The following is a 26,306-nucleotide window of genomic DNA, read 5'->3' as shown; positions in this document are numbered from 1 at the left end:
GCCTCGGTGTTAGGCGCTGGCAAGCGGGTTGGTCAGCGTGTGTTGCAAGCGATAGTTGGAATACTGCAGCAAATGCATGCGCAGCAGCGAACGCGTCGGCCACGGCGCCTGGAGGAAGGCCTGGCGCTCCACTTCCCACAATGGCGCCGCGACACGGTCGCGCACGGCCTCGAAGGCGCCTTCGGTTTCCTCCCGCAGCACGGTCCACAGCCGGGTATCGTCCAGCGCATATTCGGTGCTCAGCCACAGGGCGATTTCGTGCAGGTGGGTCAGGAACGCCGCGTCCAGCACGAACATGCGAACCGGCTCGACATCGTCGACGAACACCGTCGGCAAGATGCCTGGCTGAACATGCGGCTGCAAGGTATAGCCACGTTCCTCCAGCCAGGGCGCATAGGTCCGGCCGTCGCCAAAATCGCGGATCAGCAGGCTACGCGCTTTGCCATCGGGAGAAAACAGCACCATGGTGTTTTGCTGGTGGGCTTCGAGGCCGATGCCGTACATCAGGTAGATCGCCACCACCGGCTGCGTGACCACCCTGGCGTACTGGCGGAACCAGTCTTCCACCTGGCGGGCGCTGGCGCGCAGGCCGTCGCGCTCGATCAGGTCGGTGAACAGCGGGCGACCACTGCCCGGCAGGCGGGTGAACAACGAGGCGACGGTGATCGGCAGGCAGTCGTCGTCGCGCTGGAACGCTTGTTTGCTGGCGCGAAAGACCACCGACAGGTGTCGCCCCGGAGCGTCATCCTGGGTGATCGCGTTGCGGTAGCGCACGCCGATTTCTTCCGGAAAGATTTCCAGGCGCTGGCCAAAGCCATTTTCGGCGGCGAGGATTTGCGTGATCACCGTGCTGATGCGCGGGCCCATGTGGATCGACTTGGCCTGCAGGCTACGCAGCTCACTGGTCATCCACACTGCGATGGGCAGCTTGATCAGCGGCGCTGCTTGCTGCTGCACCGGCATCATGGTCCGGTAGGACATGGTGGGCAGGGTCAGGATGTCCGGCCCTTCGGTGATCAGGATGCCTTCTTCGATTTCCTTGGCGAAGTGCTCCAGGACATAAGCCTGCAGGTGCCAGGCGTGGATCGGCAGTGGCAACCATTGCTGCTCGTCCAGGCCCTTGTCGTTGAGCGCGGTTTTCCATTGCGCCCAGTGCGTAGGGAAGTTCGCCGCGAACCAGGCCAGGTAATCGGTGACGTGGGGCATGCTCTCGCTCCTGGCCATGTCGGCGCGCAACGCGGCGATGCGCAGGGGCACCTGGGCATTGAACTCGGGCGACAGCTGTTCGACCTCGGCATCGCTGAGGCCCGGACGGGATTTCCACGTGGGGTAATACGGGTGGCCTTCCAGGGAGCCCCATTGATCCAGCAGGATCGCCGCGTCCTGGGTGCTGGCGTGCTGGCGCAGGTAATCGGTCAGGCTGCTGAGGCCCTGGCTGTGGGTCGCCTCGGCCAGTCGAGCGTTCCATTGCTGGCGATGCCGGCGGGCATGGGCATCGTTCATCAGGCTGTTCTCCATGTCCGCCTTGAGTCCGGCCACGCCTTCGTCGGTAGGGGCGAAGTCGAAGCTGTCCCGCAGCACGTCCAACAGGTCCTGGTGCGTGTCGACCACCTGGCGCAGGCCCTCGGCGGTGACCAGCACTACGTCGCCTTCATTGATCAGGGTGTCGGCCGGGGCCAGGCTGATACGGGAGAAAAACAGATGATCCCGGGCGTTCTTGAGAGGGTAGGTGGCCTGGGTGCCGTCGGCGGAAAAAACCAGGGCGCGGCGATCCAGGATGTTCTCCGCAAACAGGCAACGCACCAGGCGGCGCATGGCGTTTTTGCGTGAGTAGGCGATCAGTGTCTTGAAGTCATCCATATCGGCTGTCTGCTCGTCGATGAATAAGGAAGGGGAGGTCGGGTTCATGCCGCGTGCGGCCAGTGACGGGGGAAGTAGTCCAGCGCCGAGTCGCGCAGGCCCTGCATGTAGGCCACGCTCCACTGCAGGACTTCCTCGATGTAGGGCACCTTCAGGTCGAAGCGCCTGGCCATTTCCACCAGCAGCACCAGGCCGTAGGCGACGTCTTCGTTGAAGGCCCGGCTCTGGCGCTCGATCACGTAGCCGGCGCGGTTATCGGCCGGCACCATCGGCGCGAGGATGTCGTTGTAGGCCTGGTTGGTGCGCAGGATCGACAACATGCTGCTGCGGTCGCGAATCTGCTCGCCATAGGCCTCGACGATTTCCTGTTTCAAGGACTTGACCGAAGACAGGTCGACCCCCAGGCGTTCGCTGATGACGGCGCAGAGCCGTTGGCTTTCCTCGTCCATGCGCTCCAGGAAATACGCCCCCAGTTCCGGGCACTCCGTCCACCAGCACAAGGGCTGCGGGAAAATCTTGCGGTGCCATTGCCCGTAGGGCCCGATCAACCCGTAGATCACCGAACTGTGCATGATCGGGTTGCCGGGCGTCAGGGTGATTTCCAGGTAATTGTCGAGCAGCGTCACGCACGGGCCGTAGAGCCTGCCGAGCAACTCCCCGAGCTGCTGGCGCGAAGCCTGCGTCTCGCGGGCGTGGGTCGCGACATACAACTGGCGCTTGCCACCGCCCATGCGGATCGAGCGCCCGGGCTTGAGATCGAACGCCGTGTGCGGGACATCCTTCATGCCCCAGATCACCAGGTTGGGCCGTTGCGCCAGGGTGGCTTCGGCCAGCCAGTCGAACCCGCAGAACCCCGGGATGGCGCCGATATACACCGGTTTATCGGTGCTCAGGTGTGCGGCGATGCTGCGCAGGTTTTGCGGGCGCGCATGGGCCGGCACCGTGATGATGACAATGTCGGCGTCCTCGACGGCCGTCTTGGCGTCCGTGGTCACGCGGTCCGGATGCGCGCTCAGCGTCGAGCCGTCCGGCATCAGCGCCTGGATCGGCACCCGACGGGCGTGGTGCTCGACGACCTGCGGGTTGCCGGTGAGCAGCGAGACCTGGACATCGGGCAGTTGTTTGAACAGGACAGCATTCAGATGGCCGGTCCTGCCCCCGCCACAGATAGCGACTTTCAGTAAGTTCATTGAGAGGCGTTCCTGGGTGGGTTGAGATTACGCGACGCTCAGTTGCAACGGTGCCGTGGTGGACTCCAGCCATTGGGTCTTGCCCAGCCAGGTGTCCAGCTGTGCGGCGACGCCCGGGTCGAGCAAGCCACGCTCCTGCAGCCATTGTTCGTTGAAGACGGTGTGCAGGTATTTTTCGCCGCCATCGGCAATCGGGACCACGACGTTGCCGGTGAGCACGCCGGCGTGGATCAGCTCCAGGGCCTTGAAGATCGCCCCGCCGGTGGAGCCGCCCACCAGCAGGGCCAGGTTGCGCGCGATGTAGCGGGCGGTTTCGAAGGCCTGGGTGTCGGTGACCTGCACGCCCAGGTCGATGCAGCTGTAGTCGAGCACCAGGCCGACGGTATCGCCGGCCGGGGTGCCGGTGCCGGACTGGTAGTACGGGTAGCCGGGATGGCCGAACACGATGGAGCCGGCGGGCTCGACGCCGACGGTCACCGTCTCGGGGTCATGCACTTTCAGGCCGCGGGCGATGCCGGTCATCGAGCCACCCGTGCCGACGCAGCCGACATACGCGCCAATCGCGCCGTTCGCCTGGGCGATGGTTTCACGCACGAAGTCACTGTAGCCACCGGCGTTGGCGGCGTTGTCCGACTGGTTCATGAACACGGCGCCGGGGATCTGCGACGCGAGTTCGGCCGCCATTCGCTGGCGCTCGACCACGGCGACCTCGTCTTCGCGGTAGTTGCCGGCGACAAATCGAACGTCGGCCCCCAGGGCTTTCATGACCGCGATCTTGTCCTGTGCCGCGTGATGATCGACCACGGCGATGAATTGCAGGCCGAACTCCACGGCCGCCATGGCCAGGCCGATGCCGGTGTTGCCGGAAGACGACTCGACGACCACGCCGCCGGGCTTCAAGCGGCCCGACTTGAGGGCCGCCAGCACCATGTTCCTCGCCATGCGGTCTTTAATGCTGCCACCGGGGTTGTTCTTTTCAATCTTCAACAACAACCGCGCGTTGGTCCCCGGCACTTCAATGCCCAGCATGGGGGTATTGCCAATCAGTTCCGAAACTTTGCCAAGTATCATAAGTAAGTCTCCCTATTAGCAGTCAGGTGAAAATGAGTAGTGACCTTCCGTGCAACAAGTAGCGGTCATGCGTCGGGGCAACGGGTGGCGATGGAATTCATTTTCCAGTAGATCCATCTGGTAGCCGGCGGTATTGGCATAAATCAACAAGTCCCCGGCCTGGGGTGAAGTTTCGAAGTTGATCAGCCGATACGTAATGACGTCATCGTCCAGGCAACTATGTCCGGCAATATAGGCTTGAGTCGGCGTACGCGTCGGCGCCGTCGTACTGATCAGGATCGGGTCCACCAGGTATTCGGATGAAAACCATGTTTCGCAGGCGCTGAAACTACTGCCTTCGACAAACAGGACGGTGTGGTCATTGGCCAGTTTTTTACTGCGGGTGACCCGGAACACCGAAATGGCCGCTTGGTCGACCAAACTTCGGCCAGGCTCCAGGGCCAGGGTGATATTGCGCGATTGCAAGTAATGGGCAATCGATTCGCCGGGTAAACAATCGGATTCCAGGAACAATGCCAACCATTGGCTGGCATTCAGGGGGCTGCCGTAAGGGTAAAAAGACTTCGGCACCGCCTGGTTGTAATAATGACTGGGGTTATTGTCGTTACGCAGAAAACTGTCGTAGGCCTGTGGGTCGACATAACGGATAGGCAGGCCTCCACCTATGTCGATCAGGGTCGAGGCGAGGCCCATTTCCTGGGCGGCGTCGACATACGCCAGCACTTCGCGAAACGCCTGGGCGCGGGTTTCATACCCGTAGCCCCCGAGGTGGAAATGAAAACCCTCGAAGTGAAAATGCTGTCGTTCCTGGGTGAGCTGTTGCAAACAATCCAGCAAGTCGGCGGGGCCCATTCCGAAACGGCTCGTCGGGCAACCTTGTGGCCGGTAGCGCAGCAGAACACGGGCTTTGCAAGGATCTTCCCGGGCGTGGAGCAGCGCGGCCAGGTGGCCGAATTCCTCCCGTGAATCCACACAGATCAGCGCCCCTTCATTCACCAGGGCTTGATGAAATGCTGTCGTTTTCGCCGGTCCCGTCGCACAGGCGCGTTGGCCTGGAATGCCGGCCCGCAACGCGGCGTGCAACTCATGGAGGCTCGACACATCGACACCGATGCCCATTTCCGCCGCCGCCGACAGCAGGCATTGGGACTTGTTGGCCTTGGCGCCATAGAACAGCGTGTGGGGAACGTTGTATTGCTTCAGCACGGCTTGAAGGGCCGCCGTGTTGAGCTTGAGCGCATGGGGCCATACCAGGTTCAGCGGCGATCCATAGTGTTCGAGCAACGCTGTTAGTTTGTCGGGCTCCTGTTGAATGAAGCGCGCGACCAGGGGATCGATCAACGGCGCCAGCTGGGTCGGTTTATACACTTCGATAGGGTCATTCTGTGTCGGCGTCATTGCATTAGGCATAGTGATTCCCTGGCGTTTAAATACAACACCCTTCAAGTTTCGATAACTTTGTTTATCGACGTATATGAACCAGCCGTTTTTTCAGGCGCGAATGATTCACGCCCGTGGTGGTGCGCGCCAGGCGAAACCCGGCATCCATAGTGTTATGCCGGGGTTAATAAATACTTCACAAAGACATCGCATCAGAAACCCGCTCCTGAAGTTTTATCTGGACACAAAGAGGCCGTTATCGAGTGTGCGGCTTATCCTCGATTGGGGTCATCGGCTGACATTTAAATGACATCACTGAAATGCACTTTTTTTGAGGGTGCGAAAACTTCCTTTGATGTGTGAGAAATATCTTTGGTGGCGAGAACCATATTGCTAACGCAAACGATTATCAAGTAAGGTTTTCAAAAATTTTGAATATTTACTCGTTGGCTGAACGTAAGCAGGCGTTTGCTCGTTCGTGTTCGCAGGCGTCCGTCCGTACTCGGAAGAACGTCTTAATACCTTGATCAACAAGGAATTAACCCATGTTGCAAAAGGCCGGTGCAGGACCGCGACCGGCCCGCTTGAAGGCGATGAAATTTTTCCTTGACCCCCCGACAGTCGCACACCCAGGAGAGCTTTATGACCACCCAACGTCCCGGCACCACCGCCACGCTTCCCATCAGCTACCTGTTCGTCCCGGGAAACCGTCCCGAACGCTTCGCCAAGGCCGTCGCGGCGGCCCCGGATGCAATCATCCTCGACCTCGAGGACGCGGTTCATCCCGACAGCAAGGCCGCTGCCCGTGCCTCGATCTGGGCCTGGCAGGAGAGTGCGCCCAACGTGACCTGCCAACGCTACATCCGCCTGAACAGTGTCGGCAGCGCCTTCTTCGGCCAGGATCTGCGATGGCTCGAAGACATGCGCCATCCGCAACGCTGCACGGGCATCTTCCTGCCCAAGGCGGAGGATTGCGAGGCGTTGTCCGAGGTGGTCGCGCGCTTGCTGGCGTGGCGGCCCGGGCTCAAGGTCGTCGCCATCATCGAGACCGCCAAGGGCTTGCACCAGGTCGAGTCCATCGCCGGTATTGCCGGGCTTTCGCGGCTGGCGTTCGGTTCGCTGGACTTTTCCCTCGACATCAACTGCAGCCAGGTGCCCGAGGCGTTTCTCTTCGCCCGCAATCGCATCGTGCTGGCGTCGCGAACGGCGGGATTGCCAGCGCCGGTCGACGGCGTCACCCCGGCGATCAGCGACCTTGCGGCGGTCAAGCACGAGGCGCACTACGCCCGGTCCCTGGGCTTTGGCGCCAAGCTTTGCATCCATCCCGATCAGTTGCGCACGGTCCAGCAGGCATTCCTGCCCGACGCCCGCCAATTGGCATGGGCGGATCGAGTGATGCAGGCCGTGGCCAGTGGCAGCCATGCGGTGCAGGTGGACGGCGAGATGGTGGACCTGCCGCTCATCGAACATGCGCAACGGCTGCTGGACGTGGCCAGCCTCTACGGGGAACCCGCCAACGCAGATGCCTGCTGAGCCGCCCATCGATCAGGAGAAACCCCATGGAACACGGTTATCAGGTTTCGCTCCGGCCGTTGTGCGAGGTGCTGCAATCCGAGCACGTCGACCCGGCCAACGTGGAGTCGGTCCGGCAGTCGATCATCCGGGCCGGCCACTGGCTGGAGCCGATCATCGTCGAGCGCTCCCGCGGCATCGTCATGGACGGCAATCACCGGCTCAACGCGGCGCTGCAACTGGGGTTGAAGCGGGTGCCGTGCATCCAGCTCGACTACGCGGACCCTCGGGTGTGCGTGCGGCACTGGCAAACCGGCCAGGCGTTCGAGGTGGCGCGGATCTTCACCACCATCGCCCGGGGCGAGCTGTTTCCGTACAAGACCACGCGGCATGCGTTTGACCCGGCGTTGCCGGTCATCGCCATCCCGCTGGAGCGCCTGTACGGATGAGCTACGTGCCCGGGCAGCCAGGGCGCGAAAAAAATAATGCTCGTCGGGTGATACTTTTGCGCGGGTCGACTGGCAATAGGAGTGATTACCATTTTCTCTTGCTGAAAAGGATCCTTACGTCATGTCTGTTGCACGTCGACCTTGCGGTGAATCCGCGCTCTCACTGGCGATTCGTTCCGCCACGCTGGGCTTCGTTCTGGTGGCAGGGAGCGCCAACAGCTGGGCCGCGACCGCCACGCCGCCGGTGGGGGCCGACGCGACCACCGGTGCTCCGGCACCCGTCGATACCCAGGGCCTGACCCTCGATGAGATCAACATCACCGGCACCCATGACGGCCCGAACGCGCTGCCACCGGCGCTCGCCGGCGGGCAGGTGGCCCGCGGGGCACGCCTGGGCATGATGGGCAACAAGGACGTGATGGACACGCCGTTCAACGTGACCAGCTACACCGACAAGACGCTGGCCGACCTGCAGACCGTGACCGTGGCCGACGCCTTGCAGAGGGATCCTTCCGTGCGTTCGACAGGGCAGACCGGCGGCATCGTCGATTCGTTCTTCATCCGCGGTTTTCCGATCGGCGAGGGCAACATCGGCGAGCTGGCCTATGACGGTGTCTATGGCGTGGCCCCCAATTACCGGGTGTTCACCGATTACGCCGAACGGGTCGAAGTGCTCAAGGGCCCTGGCGCCCTGATGTACGGGATGTCGCCCAACAGTGGCATCGGCGGGGTGATCAATATCGTGCCCAAGCGCCCGCTGGACGAAGACCTGACGCGCCTGACCACCACCTACGAATCGGATTCACAACTGGGCGGCCACCTTGACCTGAGTCGCCGCTTCGGCTCCGAAAACCAGTTTGGCGTGCGCTTCAATGGCAGCCTGCGAGGCGGCGATACCGCCGTCGATGATCAGGAACGCGAGCTGAACATCGGCGCGATCGCCCTCGATTACCGGGGCGAACGGTTGCGCCTGAACCTCGATTTCATCAGCCAGAAAGAAAGCTTCGAAGGCGCCTCGCGGCCCTTTACCATTGCGCCGGGCGTGGAGATTCCCTCCGCCCCCAACGGCCGGACCAACCTGTCGCAGAAGTGGGGTTGGTCGGACACCCGGGAACAGTCGGCTCTGCTCGGCGGCGAGTATGACCTGAGCGACGCGTTGACGGTGTTCGCCCACGCCGGTGGCGGCCGGTCGGATGTCGACCGGATGTCCGACCAGGTGCCCAGGATCCTCAACAGCGCCGGTGATACCAGCAACGTGCCGGGGCACTATAAATTCAATGTGGATCGCTCGACGGCCGACGTCGGCTTGCGCGGGATGTTCGCCACGGGCCCGATCAGCCACACGACCACGCTGATGGCGACCACCTACCAGGACGAATTGTCCCGGGGGATCACCAACGGTACCGCGATCGTCTCGAACATCTACCATCCCGTGGATGCCCCCAAGCAGTACCTGCGTTCGCCCAAGGTCCAACGGGTATCCGAATCGCAGTTGTCGGGCGTCGCCTTGACCGACACGCTGTCGATGCTCGACGACCGGTTCCAGCTGTCCCTGGGGCTGCGTCGGCAAAATGTGGAGTCGCGCAACTACAGCAACGGTGCGGTCAGTTCCCGTTATGACGACAGCGCGACGAACCCGATGGTCGGCGTGGTGGTCAAGCCCTGGGACGACGTGTCGTTCTACTACAACTATGTCGAGGGCTTGAGCAAAGGCGATACCGCGCCGATCGGCGCCCTCAACAGCGGCATGACGTTCGCACCCTACGAGTCCAAGCAGCACGAGCTCGGCGTCAAGTATGAGCACGGCACCTTCATGACCACCCTGGCGTTGTTCCAGATCGAGAAGCCGGGCGGTGAACTGGGGGCCGACGGCGTGTTCTCGGTGCAGGCCGAGCAGCGCAACCGCGGTGTCGAGCTGAGCATGTTCGGCGAAGTCGCCCCCGGTACCCGCCTGATGGGCGGCGTGACGCTGCTCGACGGTGAGTTGACGGAGTCGGCCACCGCCGCCAACCGTGGCAACAAACCGGTGGGCGTGCCGGACGTACAAGCCAATCTCTGGGCCGAATGGGACACCCCGTGGGTGCAGGGTTTCACCCTCACGGGCGGGGCGATCTATACCGACAAGCAATACGTCAACCAGGCCAATACCCAGGCCCTGGATGCCTGGACGCGCTTCGATGCCGGGGCTCGCTACACCACCCGGATCGAAGGTCGGCCGACGACGTTCCGGGCCACGGTGCAGAACGTCTTCGATCGCGAGTACTGGTCGGGCGTCGCCTCGTATGGCGCGTTCTCCGCCGGATCCCCGCGCACGTTGCAGCTGTCGGCCACGGTCGATTTCTGAGGCACAGGGAAGGGTGGTCGCCGTATCGGGCCACCCCGTTCGAACCCCTTCTGAAAAGGACTCTTCATATGCAAGGCAACCCAGGCACGACGCCCTCCAGTGCGCGTCCTCCATTGCGCCCGGCCGCGGACCCGCTGGCCCACGATCCTGATCGGTGTGCCAACGAACCGATTCGCGACCTGCTGCGTTTCTATGGGCTGCGTACCAGCCTGATCCGTTTCAAGGTGATCAACGCACTGCTCGGCGCCGCCCTGGACGGCCGTTCAATGGGCGCGCGTGGCGTGCATGCCAAGCTGGCGAAGTCGTCTGCCGACCTGTCGTTCGTCAGCGTGCGGGAAGTGCTCAAGCGACTTTCCGAGGAGGGCGTCATTGTGTTCCAGGCGGACAAGACCTATTGCTTCACCGCCGAGGCCTGGACGATGCTCGAACAACACCCCGACCACGGACGCTGACCGCGCCGGAACCAAGGCGCCCGGTAACGGCGTGGCTGCGCGGTCCTGGCGAACCGCGCAGCTGGACGATCAGCGCAAGGTGTAGCCGTTGTCCACGACCCAGTCCTGGCCGTACACGCCGCGGGCGCCTTGGCTCAACTGGAAAAGGATGACCTGTGCCACGGTGTCCGGCTCAAGGAACTGGCCCGTCAACAACCGCTGGTTGACCGTGTCGGCGACCGAGCCCAGGGCGTGTTCATCGAGGCCCAGCGTGCCCCAGATCGGCGTGGCGGTAGGGCCCGGCGAAACCATGTTGAGGCGCACGCCGTGGGGTGCCAGTTCAACCGCCAGGGTGCGCATCTGCGCGCGCAAGGCGGCCTTGGAGGCGATGTACGCGGCCAACCCGGGGAACGTCACCTGTTCCAGGAACGTACCGATAAAGACCACCGATGCCTGGGAGGCAAGGTGTTCGCGCAAGTGACCCAGGGTGCTGAGCGCGCCCGCGCCATTGACCGCCCATTGACGGTCGAAGGCTGCCAGGTCCAGGCCATCGGCCAGTTCTGCGATCCCGGCGTTGGGCACCAGGCAATCCACCGGGCCGAGGGTGCTGGCCCGTTGTGCCAGCCTGGCCTGGTCGGCAACCTGCGTGACATCACCGGGCAACCAGGACAACCGGTCGCCGAATCGCTCGGCCAGCTCGCCAAGGCCACCGAGTTGTCGCGACATCGCGACCACTGTCGAACCGCATTCCAGCAAGCGCCGGGTGACGGTCAGGCCGATGCCGGAACTGGCACCGGTGACCACGCTGAGGTTGGGCTTGAATTCATTGTGCATGGGGCTTTCTTCCTAGGTTCGCCAAAAGCGGCGAGTGACCTGATCAGGAATCGTGCCAGTTGATAAGTCGAGATAAATCAGTCAGTTAAGTTCGGGTGAGTCGATTTGACTCGCCGTAGGCAGGGTCAAAAAAACCTTGGATCTGGTCGTTATGACTCGGCTCCGCGACCAGGGCCCCTCCGTGGGACCTGGCCGCGCAAGGCCTCAGAACAACCGGGTGAACAACCAGTACAGGCTGCCGGACAACAGGATGGCGGCGGGCAGCGTCAGGACCCAGGCCATCACCAGGTTGCGGATCGTGCGCATCTGCAAGCCGGAACCGTTGGCGACCATGGTCCCGGCCACGCCAGAGGACAGCACGTGGGTGGTGGACACCGGCAGGCCGAACATGTCGGCGGCGCCGATGGTCAGCATCGCGACGGTCTCGGCCGAGGCGCCTTGGGCGTAGGTCAGGTGACTCTTGCCGATTTTTTCCCCCACGGTGACCACGATCCGCTTCCAGCCGACCATGGTGCCGAGGCCCAGGGCGATGGCCACGGCGATCTTCACCCACAGCGGGATGAAGCGCGTGGCGTTGTCGATCTGCTGCTTGAACAGTTGCAGCTTGGCGCTGGTGTCGGCGTCGAAGTGGCCGACTTTGTTCTTGTCCATCAGGCGAATGGTTTCGCTGGTCAGGTACATGTCGTTACGTACGTTGCCCACGGCCTCGGCCGGCACCCTGGCCAGCGAACCGTAGCCCTTGACCTCGGCGCCGATGCTGCCGGTGAGGGCGGCCAGGGCCGGTATCAATTGCGGGGTCGCTTCCTTGCTGCCGACGTAGGTGGTCAGGACCGCGCGCGGATCCGCCGGGGCCGGTAGCGGCGACTGCTTGACCAGGGCTTGTTGCGTGACCTCGGCCACGGCGGCGAATTGCAACGCCTGGTCGGCGGGCATGGTGCGGTTCAGGGCGTAGGCCATGGGCAGGGTGCCGACCAGGATCAACATGATCAGGCCCATGCCTTTCTGGCCGTCGTTGGAACCGTGGGCGAAGGACACGCCGGTGCAGGTCAGGATCAACATGCCGCGAATCCACCACGGTGGCGGCGTGTTGCCCTCGGGGGCCTTGTACAGCGCGCGGTTCTTGACGAAAGCCCGCAGCGCCAACAGCAGCAGCGCGGCGCAGCCGAAGCCCACCAATGGCGACAGCAGTAACGCGTAGCCGATCTTGGTGGCCTGGGCCCAGTCGACGCCACTGGTGCCGTCGCGGCCATGCATCAGTGCGTTGGCAACGCCTACGCCGATGATCGAACCAATCAGCGTATGGGACGAGGAGGCTGGCAGGCCCAGCCACCAGGTGCCGAGGTTCCACAGGATGGCGGCGATCAGCAGGGCGAAGATCATGGCGAAACCGGCGGAGGACCCCACCTGCAGGATCAGTTCCACCGGCAGCAACGCAATGATGCCGAAGGCCACCGCGCCGCTGGACAGCAACACCCCGAGGAAGTTGAAGAACCCCGACCAGGCCACCGCGACGTTCGGTGCCATGGAGTTGGTGTAGATCACCGTGGCGACGGCGTTGGCGGTGTCGTGGAAACCATTGACGAACTCGAAGCCCAGGGCAATCAGCAAGGCCACGCCCAGCAGCAGGAAGGGTGTCCAGGTGGTGACCACGGTGCCCAGCTCATGCATGTCGTGCATCAGGCTGTAGGCGGTGAACAGCAGTCCGCTGCCCAGCACCGCGAAAAACACCACCAGGGTGAACACGCTCGGCTTGCGGTTGAGTTGCGGTCTTGAGCTGTGGGCGATTGAACTCGGTGAGTCCATGGCCAGGGTCGGGTTCGTCATGATGAAATCCGCTTCTAATTAAGGGGTCGGGAGGGCGCTCGGTATCGGCTGCCTGGTCAGGTCCGGGTCAATAGACCTGCGGCACGATGAGCTCCGGTGGCGTCGGATTGCGGGTGTAGTCCTCCTGTCGCACCCGTTGCGGCAATTCGATTGCCGGCAACTCCACCTCTTCGTAGGGCATCTGCCCCAGCAGGTGATGGATGCAGTTGAGCCGCGCCTTTTTCTTGTCGTCGGCTTGCACCACCCACCATGGGGCCTCGGCGATGTGGGTGCGTTCGAGCATGATTTCCTTGGCCTTGGTATAGGCTTCCCAGCGCCGGCGGGACTCCAGGTCCATGGGGCTGAGCTTCCATTGCTTGAGCGGGTCGTGGATGCGACTGAGAAAGCGCAGGTGCTGCTCCTGGTCAGAGATCGAGAACCAGTACTTGATCAATTGGATGCCCGAGCGGGCGAGCATCCGCTCGAACTCCGGCACGGTGCGGAAGAATTCCTCGTACTGGTCGGCGGTGCAGAAGCCCATGACCTGCTCGACCCCGGCGCGGTTGTACCAACTGCGGTCGAACAGCACGATTTCACCCGCCGCCGGCAGGTGGGACACGTAGCGCTGGAAGTACCATTGCGTGCGTTCACGGTCGTTGGGCGCGGGGAGGGCGGCGACCCGGCAAACCCGCGGGTTGAGGCGCTGGGTGATGCGCTTGATCACGCCACCCTTGCCGGCGGCGTCGCGCCCTTCGAACAGGATCACCACCTTGTGCCCGGTCTTGACCACCCAACTCTGCAGCTTCACCAGTTCACCCTGCAGGCGGAACAGCTCGCTGAAGTAATGCCGGCGACTGTCCTTTTCGCTGCCCGGCGGGGTGTGGTCGTCGAAGAATGCATTGAGGTCATGCCCGTCTTCGGATAACTCCAGTTCCAACTCTTCATCAGTGTGATCGAGCAGCTCGCGGTGGATGCGCTGGATCAGGACGTCCTGGGTAGAAAGCATGGCGGGAACTCGCGTCGTGGAGAGGCCAGGCCGACGCTAGTCGCAATTTGTTACATGTGCGTGACGGTCATCTGCGCTTCACGCGGCTGACTGAGCTAAACCGTTTTACCGAGGTTCTATACCTGCACGATCGGCGAGCGATCGAAACAAACGTGTCGCTGTCATCCCGGTGTCATCGACCTGTGGCAGGCTGATTCGCAAACCCGCACCGGGTGATGCATCCGGTGGCAGATGAATGTGCAAGGAACACCGCTATGAAAGGCGACGCCCCTCTGTTTGCGGCCATTGACCTGGGGTCCAACGCATTCAGGTTGATGATTGGCCAGACGGTCAAGCGCAACCGGCGCGTGGTGATCCAGGAAGTCAAGACCCTGCGCGAACCCGTCCGCCTGGCCGAGGGCCTGCAGGCCGGGGCGCTGGATGAATTGGCGCTGGACCGGGGCTGGCAGGCGCTGGCGCGGTTCGGCAAGAAGCTGCGGGGTTTCGAAGCGGGCCGGGTGCGGGCGGTGGCGACCAGCGCCGTGCGCGAGGCGGCCAACGCGCAACTGTTCCTCGACAGTGCGCAGCGGCACCTGGGCTTTCGGATCGACGTGCTCTCCGGCCATGAAGAAGCGCGGCTGGTGTATGCCGGGGTGGCCCATACGGTGCCGGGCGTCGAGCACACGCGACTGGTCGTGGACATCGGCGGCGGCTCATCGGAATTGATCCTGGGGCACGGCGACCAACCCCTGTTGACCGAGAGCCTGGCCATCGGCAGCGGCACCTTTGGCGCGCGCTATTTCCGTAACGGTTGCATCACGGCCCCGGCGTTGCTGGAGGCCGAGCGCATGGCCAGCCTGGTCTTTGAACAAGTCGCGCTGGGCTTTCGTGCCCAGGGCTGGCAACTGGCAATCGGTTCGTCCGGCACGGCACGGATGCTGGCCAAGGTGCTCAAGGCCAATGGCCTGAACGACCAGGGCCAAAGCGGCATCACCTACAGCGGGTTGTTGCGCCTGTCGCTACGCTTGCTGGAAGTGCGCCATGTCGACCAACTGCGCCTGGCCGGTTTGCCCGCCCATCGCCTCGGCAGCCTGCCCGGTGGCCTGGCGATCATGCTGGCGGCGTTCAAGGCCTTCGGGATCACCCAGATGATCGCTTCCGAGCCGGGTTTGCGCTTTGGCGTGCTGCATGACCTGATCCACAAGCGCTGATCCGGCACTCTCCCACCCGTCGTCCTGTATCGGCAGCCGCTCTGCCAGGGCGTTCACGCGGCGTCGAGCCTCATTGTTGTTCCAGGGTGTCTCCCATTGCTTTCTATCAAACCGCAAGTGCGCCCGGACGTTGCCATCGGCGGCCGGGGTCAGGGTGATTGCGCGAACGGGGCTTTTCGCTCTTTCGATATGCAGTCAGTGAAGGCACAATGCGCATCCTTTTTTGGCTCGCCTTGCCGGAGGCCGCGAAAATGATCAAGACGCCGTACTACCTCATCGACAAAACCAAGCTGCTGGCGAATATGCAGAAGATCGCCTATGTGCGCGAGCAGTCCGGGGCCAAGGCCTTGCTGGCGCTCAAGTGTTTCGCCACCTGGTCGGTGTTCGACCTGATGCAGCAGTACATGGACGGCACCACATCGTCGTCGCTCTACGAGCTCAAGCTCGGCCGCCAGAAGTTCGCCGGCGAGACCCACGCCTACAGCGTGGCCTGGGCCGACGACGAGATCGAAGAGATGCTCGCCCATTGCGACAAGATCATCTTTAACTCCATCGGCCAGTTGCAGCGCTACACCGAAGCCTCGGCCGGCAAGGTCCGTGGCCTGCGGGTCAATCCGCAAGTGAGCAGCTCGGACTATCTTTTGGCCGACCCGGCGCGCCCGTTCAGCCGCCTGGGCGAATGGGACCCGGAAAAGATCGAGCAGGTCATCGGGCAGATTTCCGGCTTCATGTTCCACAACAACTGCGAGAACGGCGATTTCGGTCTATTCGACCAGATGCTCGGCACTATCGAGGAACGCTTCGGTCATCTGCTGCATAAGGTCGAGTGGGTCAGCCTCGGCGGCGGCATCCATTTCACCGGCGAGGGCTATGCCCTTGACGCTTTCTGCGCACGGCTCAAGGCCTTCTCGCAGAAATACGGCGTGCAGGTCTACCTGGAGCCGGGCGAAGCGGCGATCACCCAGAGTGCCTCCCTGGAGGTCACCGTGCTCGACACGCTCTACAACGGCAAGCACCTGGCCGTGGTGGACAGCTCCATCGAAGCGCACATGCTCGACCTGCTGATCTATCGCCTGAACGCCAAGCTGGCACCGAGCGAGGGCGAACACACCTACATGGTGTGCGGCAAATCCTGCCTGGCCGGGGACATCTTCGGCGAGTATCAATTCGATCGTCCGCTGTCCATCGGCGATCGGCTGTCGTTCATCGACGCAGCGGGCTACACCATGGTCAAGAAGAACTGGTTCAACGGCCTGAAAATGCCGTCCATCGTAGTGAAACAACTCGACGGTAGTGTCGAGCTGGTTCGCGAATTCGTTTACGACGACTACCTGTCCAGCCTCTCTTGAGCGGACAGAAGGAGACTTGAAGAAATTGAAGAAGAACGTACTTATCATTGGTGCAGGAGGTGTCGCCAAGGTGGTGGCCCACAAGTGCGCGCAGCACAACGACGAACTCGGTCGTATTGCTATCGCGTCGCGCAACATCTCCAAATGCCAGGCCATCATCGACAGCGTCAAGGCCAAGGGTAGCCTCAAGCAACCCGCCGACATCAAGGCCTTTGCACTGAACGCCCTGGACGTCGAAGCGACCAAGGCGCTGATCCGCGAAACCGAGTCGCAGATCGTGATCAATGTCGGCTCCGCTTTCCTCAACATGTCGGTGCTGCGTGCCTGCATCGATACCGGCGTGGCCTACCTGGACACCGCCATCCACGAAGAACCGGGCAAGGTCTGCGAGACGCCGCCCTGGTACGGCAACTACGAGTGGAAGCACCTGCAGGAGTGCCAGGAGAAGAACATCACCGCCATTCTCGGCGTCGGCTTCGACCCGGGTGTGGTCAACGCCTATGCGGCCCTGGCGCAGCAACAGTATTTCGACCGCATTGATTCGATCGACATCCTCGACGTCAATGCCGGCTCCCATGGCAAGTATTTCGCCACCAATTTCGATCCGGAAATCAATTTCCGTGAATTCACCGGGCAGGTGTGGAGCTGGCAGGACAGCCAGTGGACCAGCAACACCATGTTCGAAGTCAAGCGCACCGACGACCTGCCGGTCGTGGGCTCGCAGAACCTGTACCTGACCGGCCACGACGAAGTGCACTCGCTGTCGAAGAACCTCGACGTGCCCAACGTGCGTTTCTGGATGAGCTTCGGCGAGCACTACATCAATGTGTTCACGGTGCTCCGGAACCTGGGCCTGCTCTCCGAGCAACCGGTCAAGACCGCCGAAGGCCTGGAAGTGGTGCCGCTCAAAGTGGTCAAGGCGGTATTGCCTGACCCGAGCTCGCTGGCGCCTGGCTACACCGGCAAGACCTGCATCGGTGACCTGGTCAAGGGCACCAAGGACGGCCAGCCGCGGGAAGTGTTCATCTACAACGTCGCCGACCACGAAGAAGCCTTCGCGGAAACCGACAGCCAGGGCATTTCCTACACCGCCGGCGTGCCTCCCGTGGCCGCCGCGTTGCTGGTCGCCCGTGGCCAGTGGGACGTGCAGCGCATGGTCAACGTCGAGGAACTGCCGGCCGAGGCCTTCCTAGAAGCCCTGGACGTGATGGGCTTGCCGACGCGCATCAAGGACGAGCAGGGCGATCGCCCCTGGAACCAGAAGGCCTGACCCTGCGCGGCCAGCCTTGAAAAAATGCTCCGTATCGAAAGGTACGGAGCATTTTTTGTTCATGGCCTCGCCAGATGAACCCTCACCGCCTGCACCCACCACCCCGGAGGAACAATCAGTGAAACCCTTCAGGATTCGCCAGCTGGAAATGACCGACGCCCAGGCGCTGCTGGCCTTCGAAGTCGATAACCGCGCATGGTTCGAAGCCCATATCGACGCCCGCGACCCTGCCTTTTATTCATGGGCGGGCGTCAACGAACACATTCAACGTTATCTGGCCGATTTTGCCGCAGGCACCTGGCAGCCGTTCGTGATCGAGGATTCCAGCGGGCGCATCGTCGGCCGGGCGAATCTCAAGAACATCCATTCACCGCTTGATACCGCAGAGGTGGGTTACCGGATCGGCCAACAGGCCTGCGGGCAGGGGCTGGCAACATCGGCGCTGAAGCACCTGATCCAGGAGGCCCGGCAACGTTGGAAGCTGACCCAGTTGGTGGCGTATGTCTATGAGAGCAACGTCGGCTCGAGGAAAGTCCTTGAGCGATGTGGGTTTTTGCCTGAAGCGTTAGCGATCGGCGAAACGGCGGCAGGCGAACACCGCTTTGTTCTCTCCATGGTCAACCGTTGAACGTCGCTGTTATTTTCTGAGAAGGCGGCCTACAGGCAGAGAGACCGGCCCAATGATTCAACCGTGGGCCGAAACCCGCCCTTCATGAAACTTCGCCTGGGACTTACCCGCGCGCTTGGCCCGATAAAGGGCTTCGTCGGCCTGGGCCAGGGCTTCGCTGAACGCGCCGCCAGTCCACAGGGAGCCGCCAATGCTGCAGCCAACCTGGACCGTTTCCCCGGCCAGCGGCACCGGTTCGGCCAGTTTCGCGACGATGCGCTGGGCGGCGCCCTGGACGTTGGCCAGGGTCTCTCCCGTGCGCAGGCGCAGCAGCAACACGAACTCATCGCCGCCATGGCGAACGGCGATGTCGCCCTCGCGTACAGCAGCCAGGAGCCGAACGCCGACTTCCCGGAGCAGTGCATCGCCCACGGCATGGCCGAAGCGGTCGTTGACCGGCTTGAAGCCGTCGAGGTCCAGGCACAGGACGCCGAAATCAGGTCGTTCGCTGCTTTCGCTGGTCACCGCCTCGACGTATTTGTCCAGCGCCGCACGGTTGGGCAGGCCGGTGACCGTATCGCGGTAGGCCATGCCCTCGGCCACGGCCAGTTGGCTTCCTTTGCGGGTCAGGCTGTCGACGAGGTGGCGGATCGCGATGCTCAGCGTCGCGACCTCGCGGCTGCCCTTGAGCAACGGGATGCGTACGTCAGCGCCTTGGGACAGGCGCGCGGCGGCGTCGGCGATCTGGTTCACGGGCCCGGTGATGATGCCCGCCACAAACCAGCCGACCAATGCGAACACCACGGAAAGCACAATGCCCCAGGTCAGGATTTCGTCACGCAACTGATGCGCTTCGGCGAAGGCTGCCTCGGCCGGTTGCCGGGTAATCACCGTCCAGCCCAGGCCGCGGTAGTCGTCAACGCCGCTGCTCTGGGCGAAACCGTCCAGGTACAGGTTGCCGTCCTGCCAGCGCGCCACCGAACCGCTTTGTCCGTGCCCGTCGTCGAGCTTGACGCCCAGGGGCTTGCCGATCATGTCCTTCGGCCCCAGCAGTACGGTGCCGTCCTTGCTGACCACCAGAAACTCCAGGCCCGGCAAGCGCTTCTGCAAAGGCTCGAACAGTGATCGGCCCACCTCGGCGGCCCACTCCCAGGACAGATGGGTCGCCAGCACCCCCATGAAACGGCCGGCGTCGTCACGGATCGGCAGGCTGATATCGACGAATTTCATTGCCTCGCCGGAGGGGTTGGGCAACAGCTTGGCCAGCATGACCGCGTCGTGCACGTCGCCGATGAAGGTCTTTTCCTGGCCCTGGATAAACACCGGGCGTGCCGAGATGTCCACGCCTTCCAGCAATTTGTCGGTGGAGGCGACCACCGTGCCGTGCGCGTCGGTCAGGCCGATCCACGAATAGCTGGGGAACTGGTCGCTGAGGTGGTTGAGCAGCGCCCGGGCCTCGCCGGTGTTCGCCGGGTCGCGCAAGGCTCGCAGTTGGCTGAGCACCACGAGCGACTTGGACCGGCTGTTCATGTCGCGATCCAGGCGATCGATCATCGAGTAGGCGTATTCGCTCAACTGCAGCCCGTTGTGCTCCTTGAGCCTGGAGATGGAGGACTCGCCAATGGCGGCGCCGAACAGGCAACTGAGGACCAGCACGACCGCGGCGACCGCAACGGCGAAGCGCGCCCGCAGGCTATTGAAAGGAAGGAAATGCATCGTATGCCGCCATGGATTGGATCGCAAAAAGCCTGTGTCCCTGGCGTCTTATTTTTGCGTATCGTCGCAGAATTCTTCGCGCCCGGGTACTGGCGGGTCGTTTATCGACCTTCCAGGGCCGCCACCAAACCTGCACACGGCTCGTGTCCGATTGTTCGTGGGCGATGCATTCCGGCTGCGGGAATTGCGGTATCCCAGAAAAAGGTGGGAGCGAGCCTGCTCGCGAAGGCAATCGGTCAGTCACAGAGCTGGCAACTGAACCACCGCCATCGCGAGCAGGCTCGCTCCCACAAGGGGATTGGAACAAAAGGGTTGGAATATCCGTTCTCGGTCTACAACCAGTAGCGCAGGCCCAGCATCAACGACTGGGCCTTGTACTCGGTCTTCACATCGCCCTGGGGCAGGTTCTGGATGTCGCCGAAGTGCGCTTCACGGGTCTTGAAGTAGCGGTAGTCCAGCGACATGGACCAATGCTCGGCGAGTTCGAAACCGACCCCGGCGCCCAGTTGGTAGGCCGGCACCGTGTCGCGGTGGCTGTTGCCGAACTGCACGCCGCCGGCCTCCAGGCCGCTGATGGTCAGCACCGCATAGCCCAGGCCGCCCCCGACGTAAGGCGTGAACCGGCTCAAGGGGGCTGGCAGGTTCGAGACGTCGTACCAGAGGTTGGCCATCAGGCTGCTGGCTTCCTCTTTCCCTTCGCCGTCGATGCTGCCGCCGCCTTCGTAGACCCGGTGGTTGAACTGGGTCAGGGTGTTCTTGCGGTAGCTCGCTTCCAGTTCAGGCCTGAGCCCGATCGGAAAGCCCCAGCCCACCGCCAGGCCGGTGGCGTAGCCGGAGTGCAGCGGTTGGTTGTATTGCATCTCGACGAAGTCGAGGTCGTTCTGGTTGAGGTCCTGGTCGGCGACCCAGTTCAGGCCACCCATGGCACTGACATAAGGGCCGAGTGTGTCAGCGAAACTGGTCGCGGGGGCGATGACACCCAGGCCGATGATGCCCATGAAGAAAGAGTGAGTGGTTTGCTTTAGGTTCATGCTCGATCCGAAGTGTTCTGTTATTGAAAGTCGATGAAGCGTGCCCGGGAGCCGGCGTACGGCCCCGGAGCACTCATACAAGGTGCAGGTGCGCTGCGGTTTTCTCGGCCCCCGGGCTGCGGGAGGCGTTGGCCCGCTGTTCGGCCAGGGCGCAGAGATTGTCCAGTGCCGTGGTCATCGCCGCCGTCAAGGCCTTGCGCAGCAAGCCACGGTAGAGAAAGCTCAATGGGCCGGAGATCCTCGCGCTATGGACGACGTGGGTTTGCTCGTCGCAGAGCCTGCGCATCCGGTGATCGAACTCCAGGTCGATCCACAGCAGCCGTGCCGTGTTGCGGTAGCTCTCGTGCAGGTTCACGGCTTCCAGTTTCAGGGGCATGTTCAAGCCGTTCTTGAGCACGCATTTGCCGCGTGTTCCCGCCTGGAACGGACCGTCGAGTTCGCAGTGGCGAACGTCGGTGTCCCACAGCGGCGCTTCGGAAAACTCGCTCCAGATCTTCCAGATCTCGGCAGGCGGCGATTTGACTACGATTTGCACATTTACATCGTTCACGGCTTCACCTTGGTCCAGGGGCTCGATGGGGTTGGCAGAGACGCTCATTCAGCGTCTCAGGCAGCGGGAGCGGACTGGCTCAGCACCTGGGCGGTGATGCTGGCCTGGCCGATTTTTTCGCCACGGTTGAACAGGTCGATATAGATCCGGTTGGTCTTGAATGACCGCAATTGCGCGTCGAATCCGGCCTGGGGCGCCAGCGAGAGTGGGCTGTTGCGGGGGATCGGCCGGTCCAGGGTGAAGCTCAAGGCCAACAGGTTCATGGGCGTCTTGAGCGGGATGTGCAGGTGGCTGTGGGCAATCTGCATGTAGCACTGGCGGGCCACTTCGAGGAAATACACCATCGAATGGTGGTCCGGATCGCCTTCGTGGAAGAAGTGCCGGTCCGGCAGTTCCACCGTGTCCACGCTCAAGCCCTGGGCGACACCGCTCATCTCGCTGACGATGACGTTTTCTTCCCGAGCCTTGTGCAGCAGCGCCTTGTCGCGGCAGGGCACGGCGCTGAACGCCACGGGCGGCGACGTCTCGAACGCCGAGCTGTAGGCCATGTCGAGCACGCAGGTGCACATCGACTGGCCGCCCTGGGTGACGTTGGCGGTGAATGCCTGCGGGTCCTGCCCCTGTTCCAGGTGCAGCTGGATCGCGCCTTCTTTCTGCACGTACTGCTGGAACTTGATGCTCAGGTGCTTGACGTAGGCGGCCCGCCCACCGGAGGGCGGTATGGCGAGTTCGAGCAATTGCAGCACGCCTTCGATCAACAGGATGCCGGGCACGTGGTCCAGTGGGTGATCGAAGAAGTAGGGATGCGCTTCATCGACCACGAGCCGCGCCTGCAGGGATTGCGGGCGGCGCTGGACCTCGGCGATCACGGTGTTTTCCTCGCGCCGCTGTCGAAGGGCCGGACGCTGGTTTCCGGCGCCCCGGTGCAGGGCGAAGAGGCTTTCCATGGCGCGCACCCTGACGCGTAGCCCGGTCAGCAGCGTGCTGGTGAGCATGTCGCTGAGTTGCAACACGTCGACGCCGTCGTGTTGCGGCTCGCGCACCGGGTTGAGCGGTCGTACCGGCGGGACGAGGGGCTGCAGTGCCTGGGACGCCGAATGGGCAAACCGCAGCATGAACGGGAGCTTGATGGGCGCGGTGGTGGCGTCCGCCGCCGGGCGCCATTCGCGCAGCTTTTCGGTGAACAGCCACATCACCGTCCTGCCGGCGTCGCGTACCTCGATCACGCTGTGGGTCGCCTGGCGCAACAGCACCGCCAGCAGGGTCTCGATGCCCGTGGCTTCCGCCAGGAAACCGGTCATGTCCCGGAGCGAGCCCGGTGCCGGGGCCGGGTCGGGCTGCAGCTCGCAGACCTCGATGTGCGCATATTGATCGGGCGCCTTGCCGGCCAGGCGGCACGCTTCGTCCAGCGAACCGGCGGCATGGGCCAGCACGGCCGCGCGAATCACCAGCAAGGGTTTGTCGCTGGCCCCTGCCTGATGGCGACGCAGGGCAAGTACACCCAGCCCTTCACCTTGCAAGGCCGGGGAGCGTTGGGCCCGTTCGACCTCGATTTCACCACTGATGAAACGCCCGGCGCCGAGCAGCAACGTGCTGATGCCGTCGTTGAACCATTGCGGGGAGGCCAGCAGGGTCTGCCAGAACAGGCCCGGGGTGCCGACCAGGGTCTGGTGGAAACCGCGCAAGTCAAAGATCTGCGCCGGGTACCCGGAGAGCATGTTCGGCAGCATGGTTGCCACGTCCGTCACCTCGACGCCCGGTGGTGTACCTTCGGCCCGGTCGTAGAAGTGATGGGCGCTGCTGTAGGCGTTGCTGAAACGCTCACCGCCCATGTTGCAGCACATGACCATCGCGGTGGTGGGCGAGCCGGCCACGCCCGGCAAGCGGCGCAGCAGGTGGTTGACGCGATCGGTGATCAGCAGCTTGAACGGATCGACGTGGGCCAGCGGCTTGGGGCCCATGCCATAACCCTCGATATCGATGAGCTGGTCCTGGGCGAGGAACTTGCCGTGCAGCAACGGTTGCTCGGGCGTCACGGTGTAGTCCACGAAACGCCCGTAGGGGAACAGCACCGAAGGGGCCGCCGGCTGGTCGAGCTGCTGCTCGAAGGCGTGCAATGAGCCGTGGCTGCCCAGTGCGGCCTCGGCTTCGACAATCGCCAGGTCCAGCATCAACACGCCGGGGGTGGCCCGAGGCGCGGCGGGGGCGGCGCCGGGCCGGTATTCATCCACCACCAGGTGGGCGTTGGCCCCGCCGAAGCCGAAACTGGAAATGCCGATGCGCAGCGCCGACGAACGTGCCGCGAGCGGTTGTAGCTGCCCGGTGGCGAGCCGCAGGCAGGTCGCGTCGACCTTGGTGCTGGGACGGTAGCCCGGCTGGGGTGGAATGCCCTTGTGGCGCAGGATCATCAAGGCCTTGGCCAGCGACGCACCGCCGGCGGCCGCCAGGGGGTGGCCAATGACCGACTTGATCGAGCCAATGGTGATTTTGCGGCCGTCAGGGCGATGGCTGGCGAAGAAACTGTCCAGCGACGCCAGCTCTGTCGCATCACCCAGCGGCGTGCCGGTGCCGTGGGTCTCGATGTAGTCCACGTCGCTCGGGTCGAGCGCGGCGTAGGCCCGCTGGTAAGCGGTTATCTGGGCCTGTTTGCCGGGGGCGAACACCGAGCCTTCGGCGCCGTCGGCGGACATCCCCAATGCCCGCAGGACTCCCAGGGGTTGGCGCTGGGCAAGCAAGGCCTGGGCGACAGGCTCCACCAGGAAGGCCACTGCGCACTCGCCGGGCACGATGCCGTCGGCGTCCTGGCCGAAGGCTTCCATCTGTGCCCGGGCGGAGAACGCGGTCAGTTGGGAAAAGCCGAGGAACAGGGCCGGCGGCAACACGGTGTTGAGCGCCATGACGATGGCGTGATCGGCCTGCCCACTGTTGACCAGCGCCTGGGCCATGTCGATGGCGTAGGGGAACGAACTGCAGGCCGTGTCCACCGACAGCGCCGGGCCACCGAGGCCTAGCGTGGCGGCGAGGGCGGCGACCTGTTCGCCCGGTGTGTAGCCCTGGTCCGCAGCGGCCTTTGCGGCGAGCCCGGTGACGAAAAAGCTCTCGTCGCTCCAGGAGGTCGCCACCACCAGTGCCGTGCGCGCCCGGGCCAGTGCCGGACCTTGCCCGGCCAGTTGGCCGAGCAGCGTCTGGAGGACTCTCTGGCCGATGGCGACCTGGCGTCCTTCGTGCCGCGAAGGGGTGGCGGCGTCATCGGCCAGGCAAAAGGCGCTGTCCAGGTAGACGCGATTGCGTTCGCCCGGTTTCGCCGAATAGATCGCTGCCTTGTCCACTTCCCAGCGTGCCGGCATCGATTCGATAGGCGCTTTCTGCCCCTGGGACAGCAGGTGCCAGAGGGCGTCGGTGGACGACGCCCCCGGGAACTCACCCGCCATCGCGCTGAAGCAGAAATCGCCTGCGGTTGTCACTGCGCCACTCATACCCTGTCTCCTGATCGCCAAATGCTGGGTGACAGACTCGATCACCCGGATTCCATTCCTGTATTGCGCAGTGCGTTTCAGCCCAGCCTTGCCAGCAGCGACAAAGCGTCCTGGGGCGTGCGCCGGGACATCAGCGCTTCACCGGCAAACTCGCTGGACGCGCAGTGTTGGGCCATGGATTGGCAGAGTGCCTCGCGGCTGAAGCCGTTGAGGCCGAGCTGGGCGAAGGGCGTCTGGACGTCGATCGTTTGCGTGGTGTCCGCGACCAGCGGCGACAGCGAGTCGAGCAGCAGGTGATGTTCCGGCGCCGGGGTGTCTGGCGTGGCCAGCGCAGGGGCGGGCTCGGGCGCTGCTTCAGGCGCGGCGCTGGCCAGGGCGGCCTCGATCAGGGCAATGGTCGCCTGCGGGTACTTGGCGTTGGCCAATTCGGAACTCCGGGCCTTGAGCTGCGGCCACACGGCGACCGCCGATTCGAGGAAGTCCAGCTGCACCAGCGAGTCGAGCCCCAGGCCTTCGTAGCTTTGGCTCAGGTCGATCTGCTCGACGGTGAAACCGGTGATGGTCGCCAGTTGTTCCAGTACCCAGGCCTGCACATCCACTGCGGGCGCCTGCGGATCGGCTTCAAGCCGGGCCAGCAGCGCGGTCGGGGTGGGCGCATCGAACAGTTGCGAGGTTTGCGCTTTCTTTTCCGGGAAGTGCTGGGCGAGGGATTCGAAAATGTCCACCAGCCCCAGGGAGTCGATGCCCAGGCTCTCGAAACTCTGGTCGAAGTCGATCTGCTCCTGTTTGAAGCCGGTGGCCGAGCTGATCTCGGCACGCAGCCATTGGGCATAGTCGAGCACTGGGGGGGCTTCGACGACGGGGGCGGCGGCCAGGATCGGCGCGCTGGAGTGGACCGTTTCGAGCACCGGGACCGCCTTGTTGACAGGGGCTTCGAGGCCTTGGGCATAGACCCCTTCGATGACTTGCTTGTGCGCGCTGAAGTAATGCGCAGTGACAGACTCGGCCTGCTCCAGCAGGCGCATCAGGATCGATTCCTTGGCGATATTGGATTCGCACAGTGAGTCGATGATCTTTTCGGACAGGGAAAAATAACTGTGGGCTATTTTTCCGTTGGACACGATGAATTCCTGCACAACATCGTTGAGTTGCAAGCGCATGAGGTTCTCCTAACCAAAGTCGGTAGACGTTTCCATCAATAAGAAAAATCGAAAGTCATGGCCCGGGACCGGGCCTT

20 protein-coding genes are annotated in these 26,306 nt (G+C 63.3%); 8 read left to right on the top strand and 12 right to left on the bottom strand.

Annotation, left to right across the window (positions count from 1 at the left end):
* Window positions 1-9 precede the first annotated feature (9 nt).
* Genes Q6A48_RS03580 through Q6A48_RS03565 form a run of 4 tightly spaced genes read right to left on the bottom strand, consistent with a single transcriptional unit; the run spans window position 10 to window position 5,531 of the window.
* Window positions 10-1,908 carry an IucA/IucC family protein gene (locus tag Q6A48_RS03580; protein WP_304552040.1) on the bottom strand — a complete coding sequence of 633 codons (1,899 nt, stop codon included), beginning with the start codon at window positions 1,906-1,908 and terminating at the stop codon, window positions 10-12.
* Window positions 1,905-3,050, bottom strand: a complete 1,146-nt coding sequence (locus tag Q6A48_RS03575) for an NAD/NADP-dependent octopine/nopaline dehydrogenase family protein (protein WP_304552039.1) — start codon at window positions 3,048-3,050, stop codon at window positions 1,905-1,907. Before Q6A48_RS03575 ends, Q6A48_RS03580 begins: the two co-directional genes overlap by 4 nt.
* Window positions 3,051-3,077: 27 nt before the next feature.
* A complete protein-coding gene (locus Q6A48_RS03570; protein WP_304552037.1) occupies window positions 3,078-4,121 on the bottom strand; it encodes a PLP-dependent cysteine synthase family protein in 1,044 nt (347 codons plus the stop codon).
* A 15-nt stretch (window positions 4,122-4,136) separates the two neighbouring features.
* Window positions 4,137-5,531, bottom strand: a complete 1,395-nt coding sequence (locus Q6A48_RS03565) for a Y4yA family PLP-dependent enzyme (RefSeq protein WP_304552036.1) — start codon at window positions 5,529-5,531, stop codon at window positions 4,137-4,139.
* 612 nt (window positions 5,532-6,143) lie between these two features.
* Between Q6A48_RS03565 and Q6A48_RS03560 the strand changes: the two genes are divergently transcribed.
* The 4 genes from Q6A48_RS03560 (at window position 6,144) to Q6A48_RS03545 (ending at window position 10,258) form a co-directional block, all read left to right on the top strand.
* On the top strand, window positions 6,144-7,034 hold the full coding sequence (locus Q6A48_RS03560; RefSeq protein WP_304552035.1) for an HpcH/HpaI aldolase/citrate lyase family protein: 891 nt from the start codon (window positions 6,144-6,146) through the stop codon (window positions 7,032-7,034).
* 26 nt (window positions 7,035-7,060) lie between these two features.
* Complete coding sequence (locus Q6A48_RS03555) at window positions 7,061-7,462, top strand: ParB N-terminal domain-containing protein (RefSeq protein WP_304552033.1); 402 nt, start codon at window positions 7,061-7,063, stop codon at window positions 7,460-7,462.
* 121 nt (window positions 7,463-7,583) lie between these two features.
* On the top strand, window positions 7,584-9,806 hold the full coding sequence (locus tag Q6A48_RS03550) for a TonB-dependent receptor (RefSeq protein ID WP_304552031.1): 2,223 nt from the start codon (window positions 7,584-7,586) through the stop codon (window positions 9,804-9,806).
* Window positions 9,807-9,874: 68 nt separating this feature from the next.
* On the top strand, window positions 9,875-10,258 hold the full coding sequence (locus tag Q6A48_RS03545) for a fe2+ zn2+ uptake regulation protein (protein ID WP_304552030.1): 384 nt from the start codon (window positions 9,875-9,877) through the stop codon (window positions 10,256-10,258).
* A gap of 69 nt (window positions 10,259-10,327) precedes the next feature.
* Here Q6A48_RS03545 and Q6A48_RS03540 read toward each other — a convergent pair whose 3' ends face one another.
* The 3 genes from Q6A48_RS03540 to ppk2 form a co-directional block, all read right to left on the bottom strand.
* The gene (locus tag Q6A48_RS03540) at window positions 10,328-11,071 is read right to left on the bottom strand and encodes an SDR family NAD(P)-dependent oxidoreductase (RefSeq protein WP_304552028.1); all 744 of its coding nucleotides are present in this window, start codon (window positions 11,069-11,071) and stop codon (window positions 10,328-10,330) included.
* 204 nt (window positions 11,072-11,275) lie between these two features.
* Complete coding sequence (locus Q6A48_RS03535) at window positions 11,276-12,895, bottom strand: inorganic phosphate transporter (RefSeq protein WP_304552026.1); 1,620 nt, start codon at window positions 12,893-12,895, stop codon at window positions 11,276-11,278.
* A 67-nt stretch (window positions 12,896-12,962) separates the two neighbouring features.
* Window positions 12,963-13,880 (bottom strand): polyphosphate kinase 2, encoded by a 918-nt coding sequence (gene ppk2 / locus Q6A48_RS03530; RefSeq protein WP_304552024.1) that lies wholly within the window; start codon window positions 13,878-13,880, stop codon window positions 12,963-12,965.
* Between the two features lie 254 nt (window positions 13,881-14,134).
* Between ppk2 and Q6A48_RS03525 the strand changes: the two genes are divergently transcribed.
* From Q6A48_RS03525 to Q6A48_RS03510, 4 genes are all read left to right on the top strand, one after another.
* The gene (locus tag Q6A48_RS03525; RefSeq protein WP_304552023.1) at window positions 14,135-15,070 is read left to right on the top strand and encodes a Ppx/GppA phosphatase family protein; all 936 of its coding nucleotides are present in this window, start codon (window positions 14,135-14,137) and stop codon (window positions 15,068-15,070) included.
* A 251-nt stretch (window positions 15,071-15,321) separates the two neighbouring features.
* The gene (locus Q6A48_RS03520; RefSeq protein ID WP_304552321.1) at window positions 15,322-16,419 is read left to right on the top strand and encodes a carboxynorspermidine decarboxylase; all 1,098 of its coding nucleotides are present in this window, start codon (window positions 15,322-15,324) and stop codon (window positions 16,417-16,419) included.
* Window positions 16,420-16,444: 25 nt separating this feature from the next.
* Window positions 16,445-17,689 (top strand): saccharopine dehydrogenase family protein, encoded by a 1,245-nt coding sequence (locus Q6A48_RS03515; protein WP_304552320.1) that lies wholly within the window; start codon window positions 16,445-16,447, stop codon window positions 17,687-17,689.
* A gap of 118 nt (window positions 17,690-17,807) precedes the next feature.
* Entirely contained in the window at window positions 17,808-18,317 is a 510-nt protein-coding gene (locus Q6A48_RS03510) for a GNAT family N-acetyltransferase (protein ID WP_304552318.1), read from the top strand.
* Window positions 18,318-18,374: 57 nt separating this feature from the next.
* Here Q6A48_RS03510 and Q6A48_RS03505 read toward each other — a convergent pair whose 3' ends face one another.
* From Q6A48_RS03505 to Q6A48_RS03485, 5 genes are all read right to left on the bottom strand, one after another.
* Window positions 18,375-20,012 carry a diguanylate cyclase domain-containing protein gene (locus Q6A48_RS03505; protein WP_304552022.1) on the bottom strand — a complete coding sequence of 546 codons (1,638 nt, stop codon included), beginning with the start codon at window positions 20,010-20,012 and terminating at the stop codon, window positions 18,375-18,377.
* 332 nt (window positions 20,013-20,344) lie between these two features.
* Window positions 20,345-21,043 (bottom strand): outer membrane protein, encoded by a 699-nt coding sequence (locus Q6A48_RS03500; RefSeq protein WP_304552021.1) that lies wholly within the window; start codon window positions 21,041-21,043, stop codon window positions 20,345-20,347.
* Window positions 21,044-21,116: 73 nt separating this feature from the next.
* Complete coding sequence (locus Q6A48_RS03495; RefSeq protein WP_304552019.1) at window positions 21,117-21,641, bottom strand: SRPBCC family protein; 525 nt, start codon at window positions 21,639-21,641, stop codon at window positions 21,117-21,119.
* An 8-nt stretch (window positions 21,642-21,649) separates the two neighbouring features.
* Window positions 21,650-25,069 carry a polyketide synthase family protein gene (locus Q6A48_RS03490; RefSeq protein WP_304552017.1) on the bottom strand — a complete coding sequence of 1,140 codons (3,420 nt, stop codon included), beginning with the start codon at window positions 25,067-25,069 and terminating at the stop codon, window positions 21,650-21,652.
* A gap of 77 nt (window positions 25,070-25,146) precedes the next feature.
* Entirely contained in the window at window positions 25,147-26,229 is a 1,083-nt protein-coding gene (locus Q6A48_RS03485) for an acyl carrier protein (protein ID WP_304552015.1), read from the bottom strand.
* Window positions 26,230-26,306 lie beyond the last annotated feature (77 nt).

Origin of the sequence: Pseudomonas citrullilanati (genome assembly GCF_030580855.1) — a bacterium.
GTDB lineage: Bacteria > Pseudomonadota > Gammaproteobacteria > Pseudomonadales > Pseudomonadaceae > Aquipseudomonas > Aquipseudomonas citrulli.
Note: the sequence above shows the minus strand (reverse complement) of the source record. Positions and strands in the feature narration are given on the sequence as shown.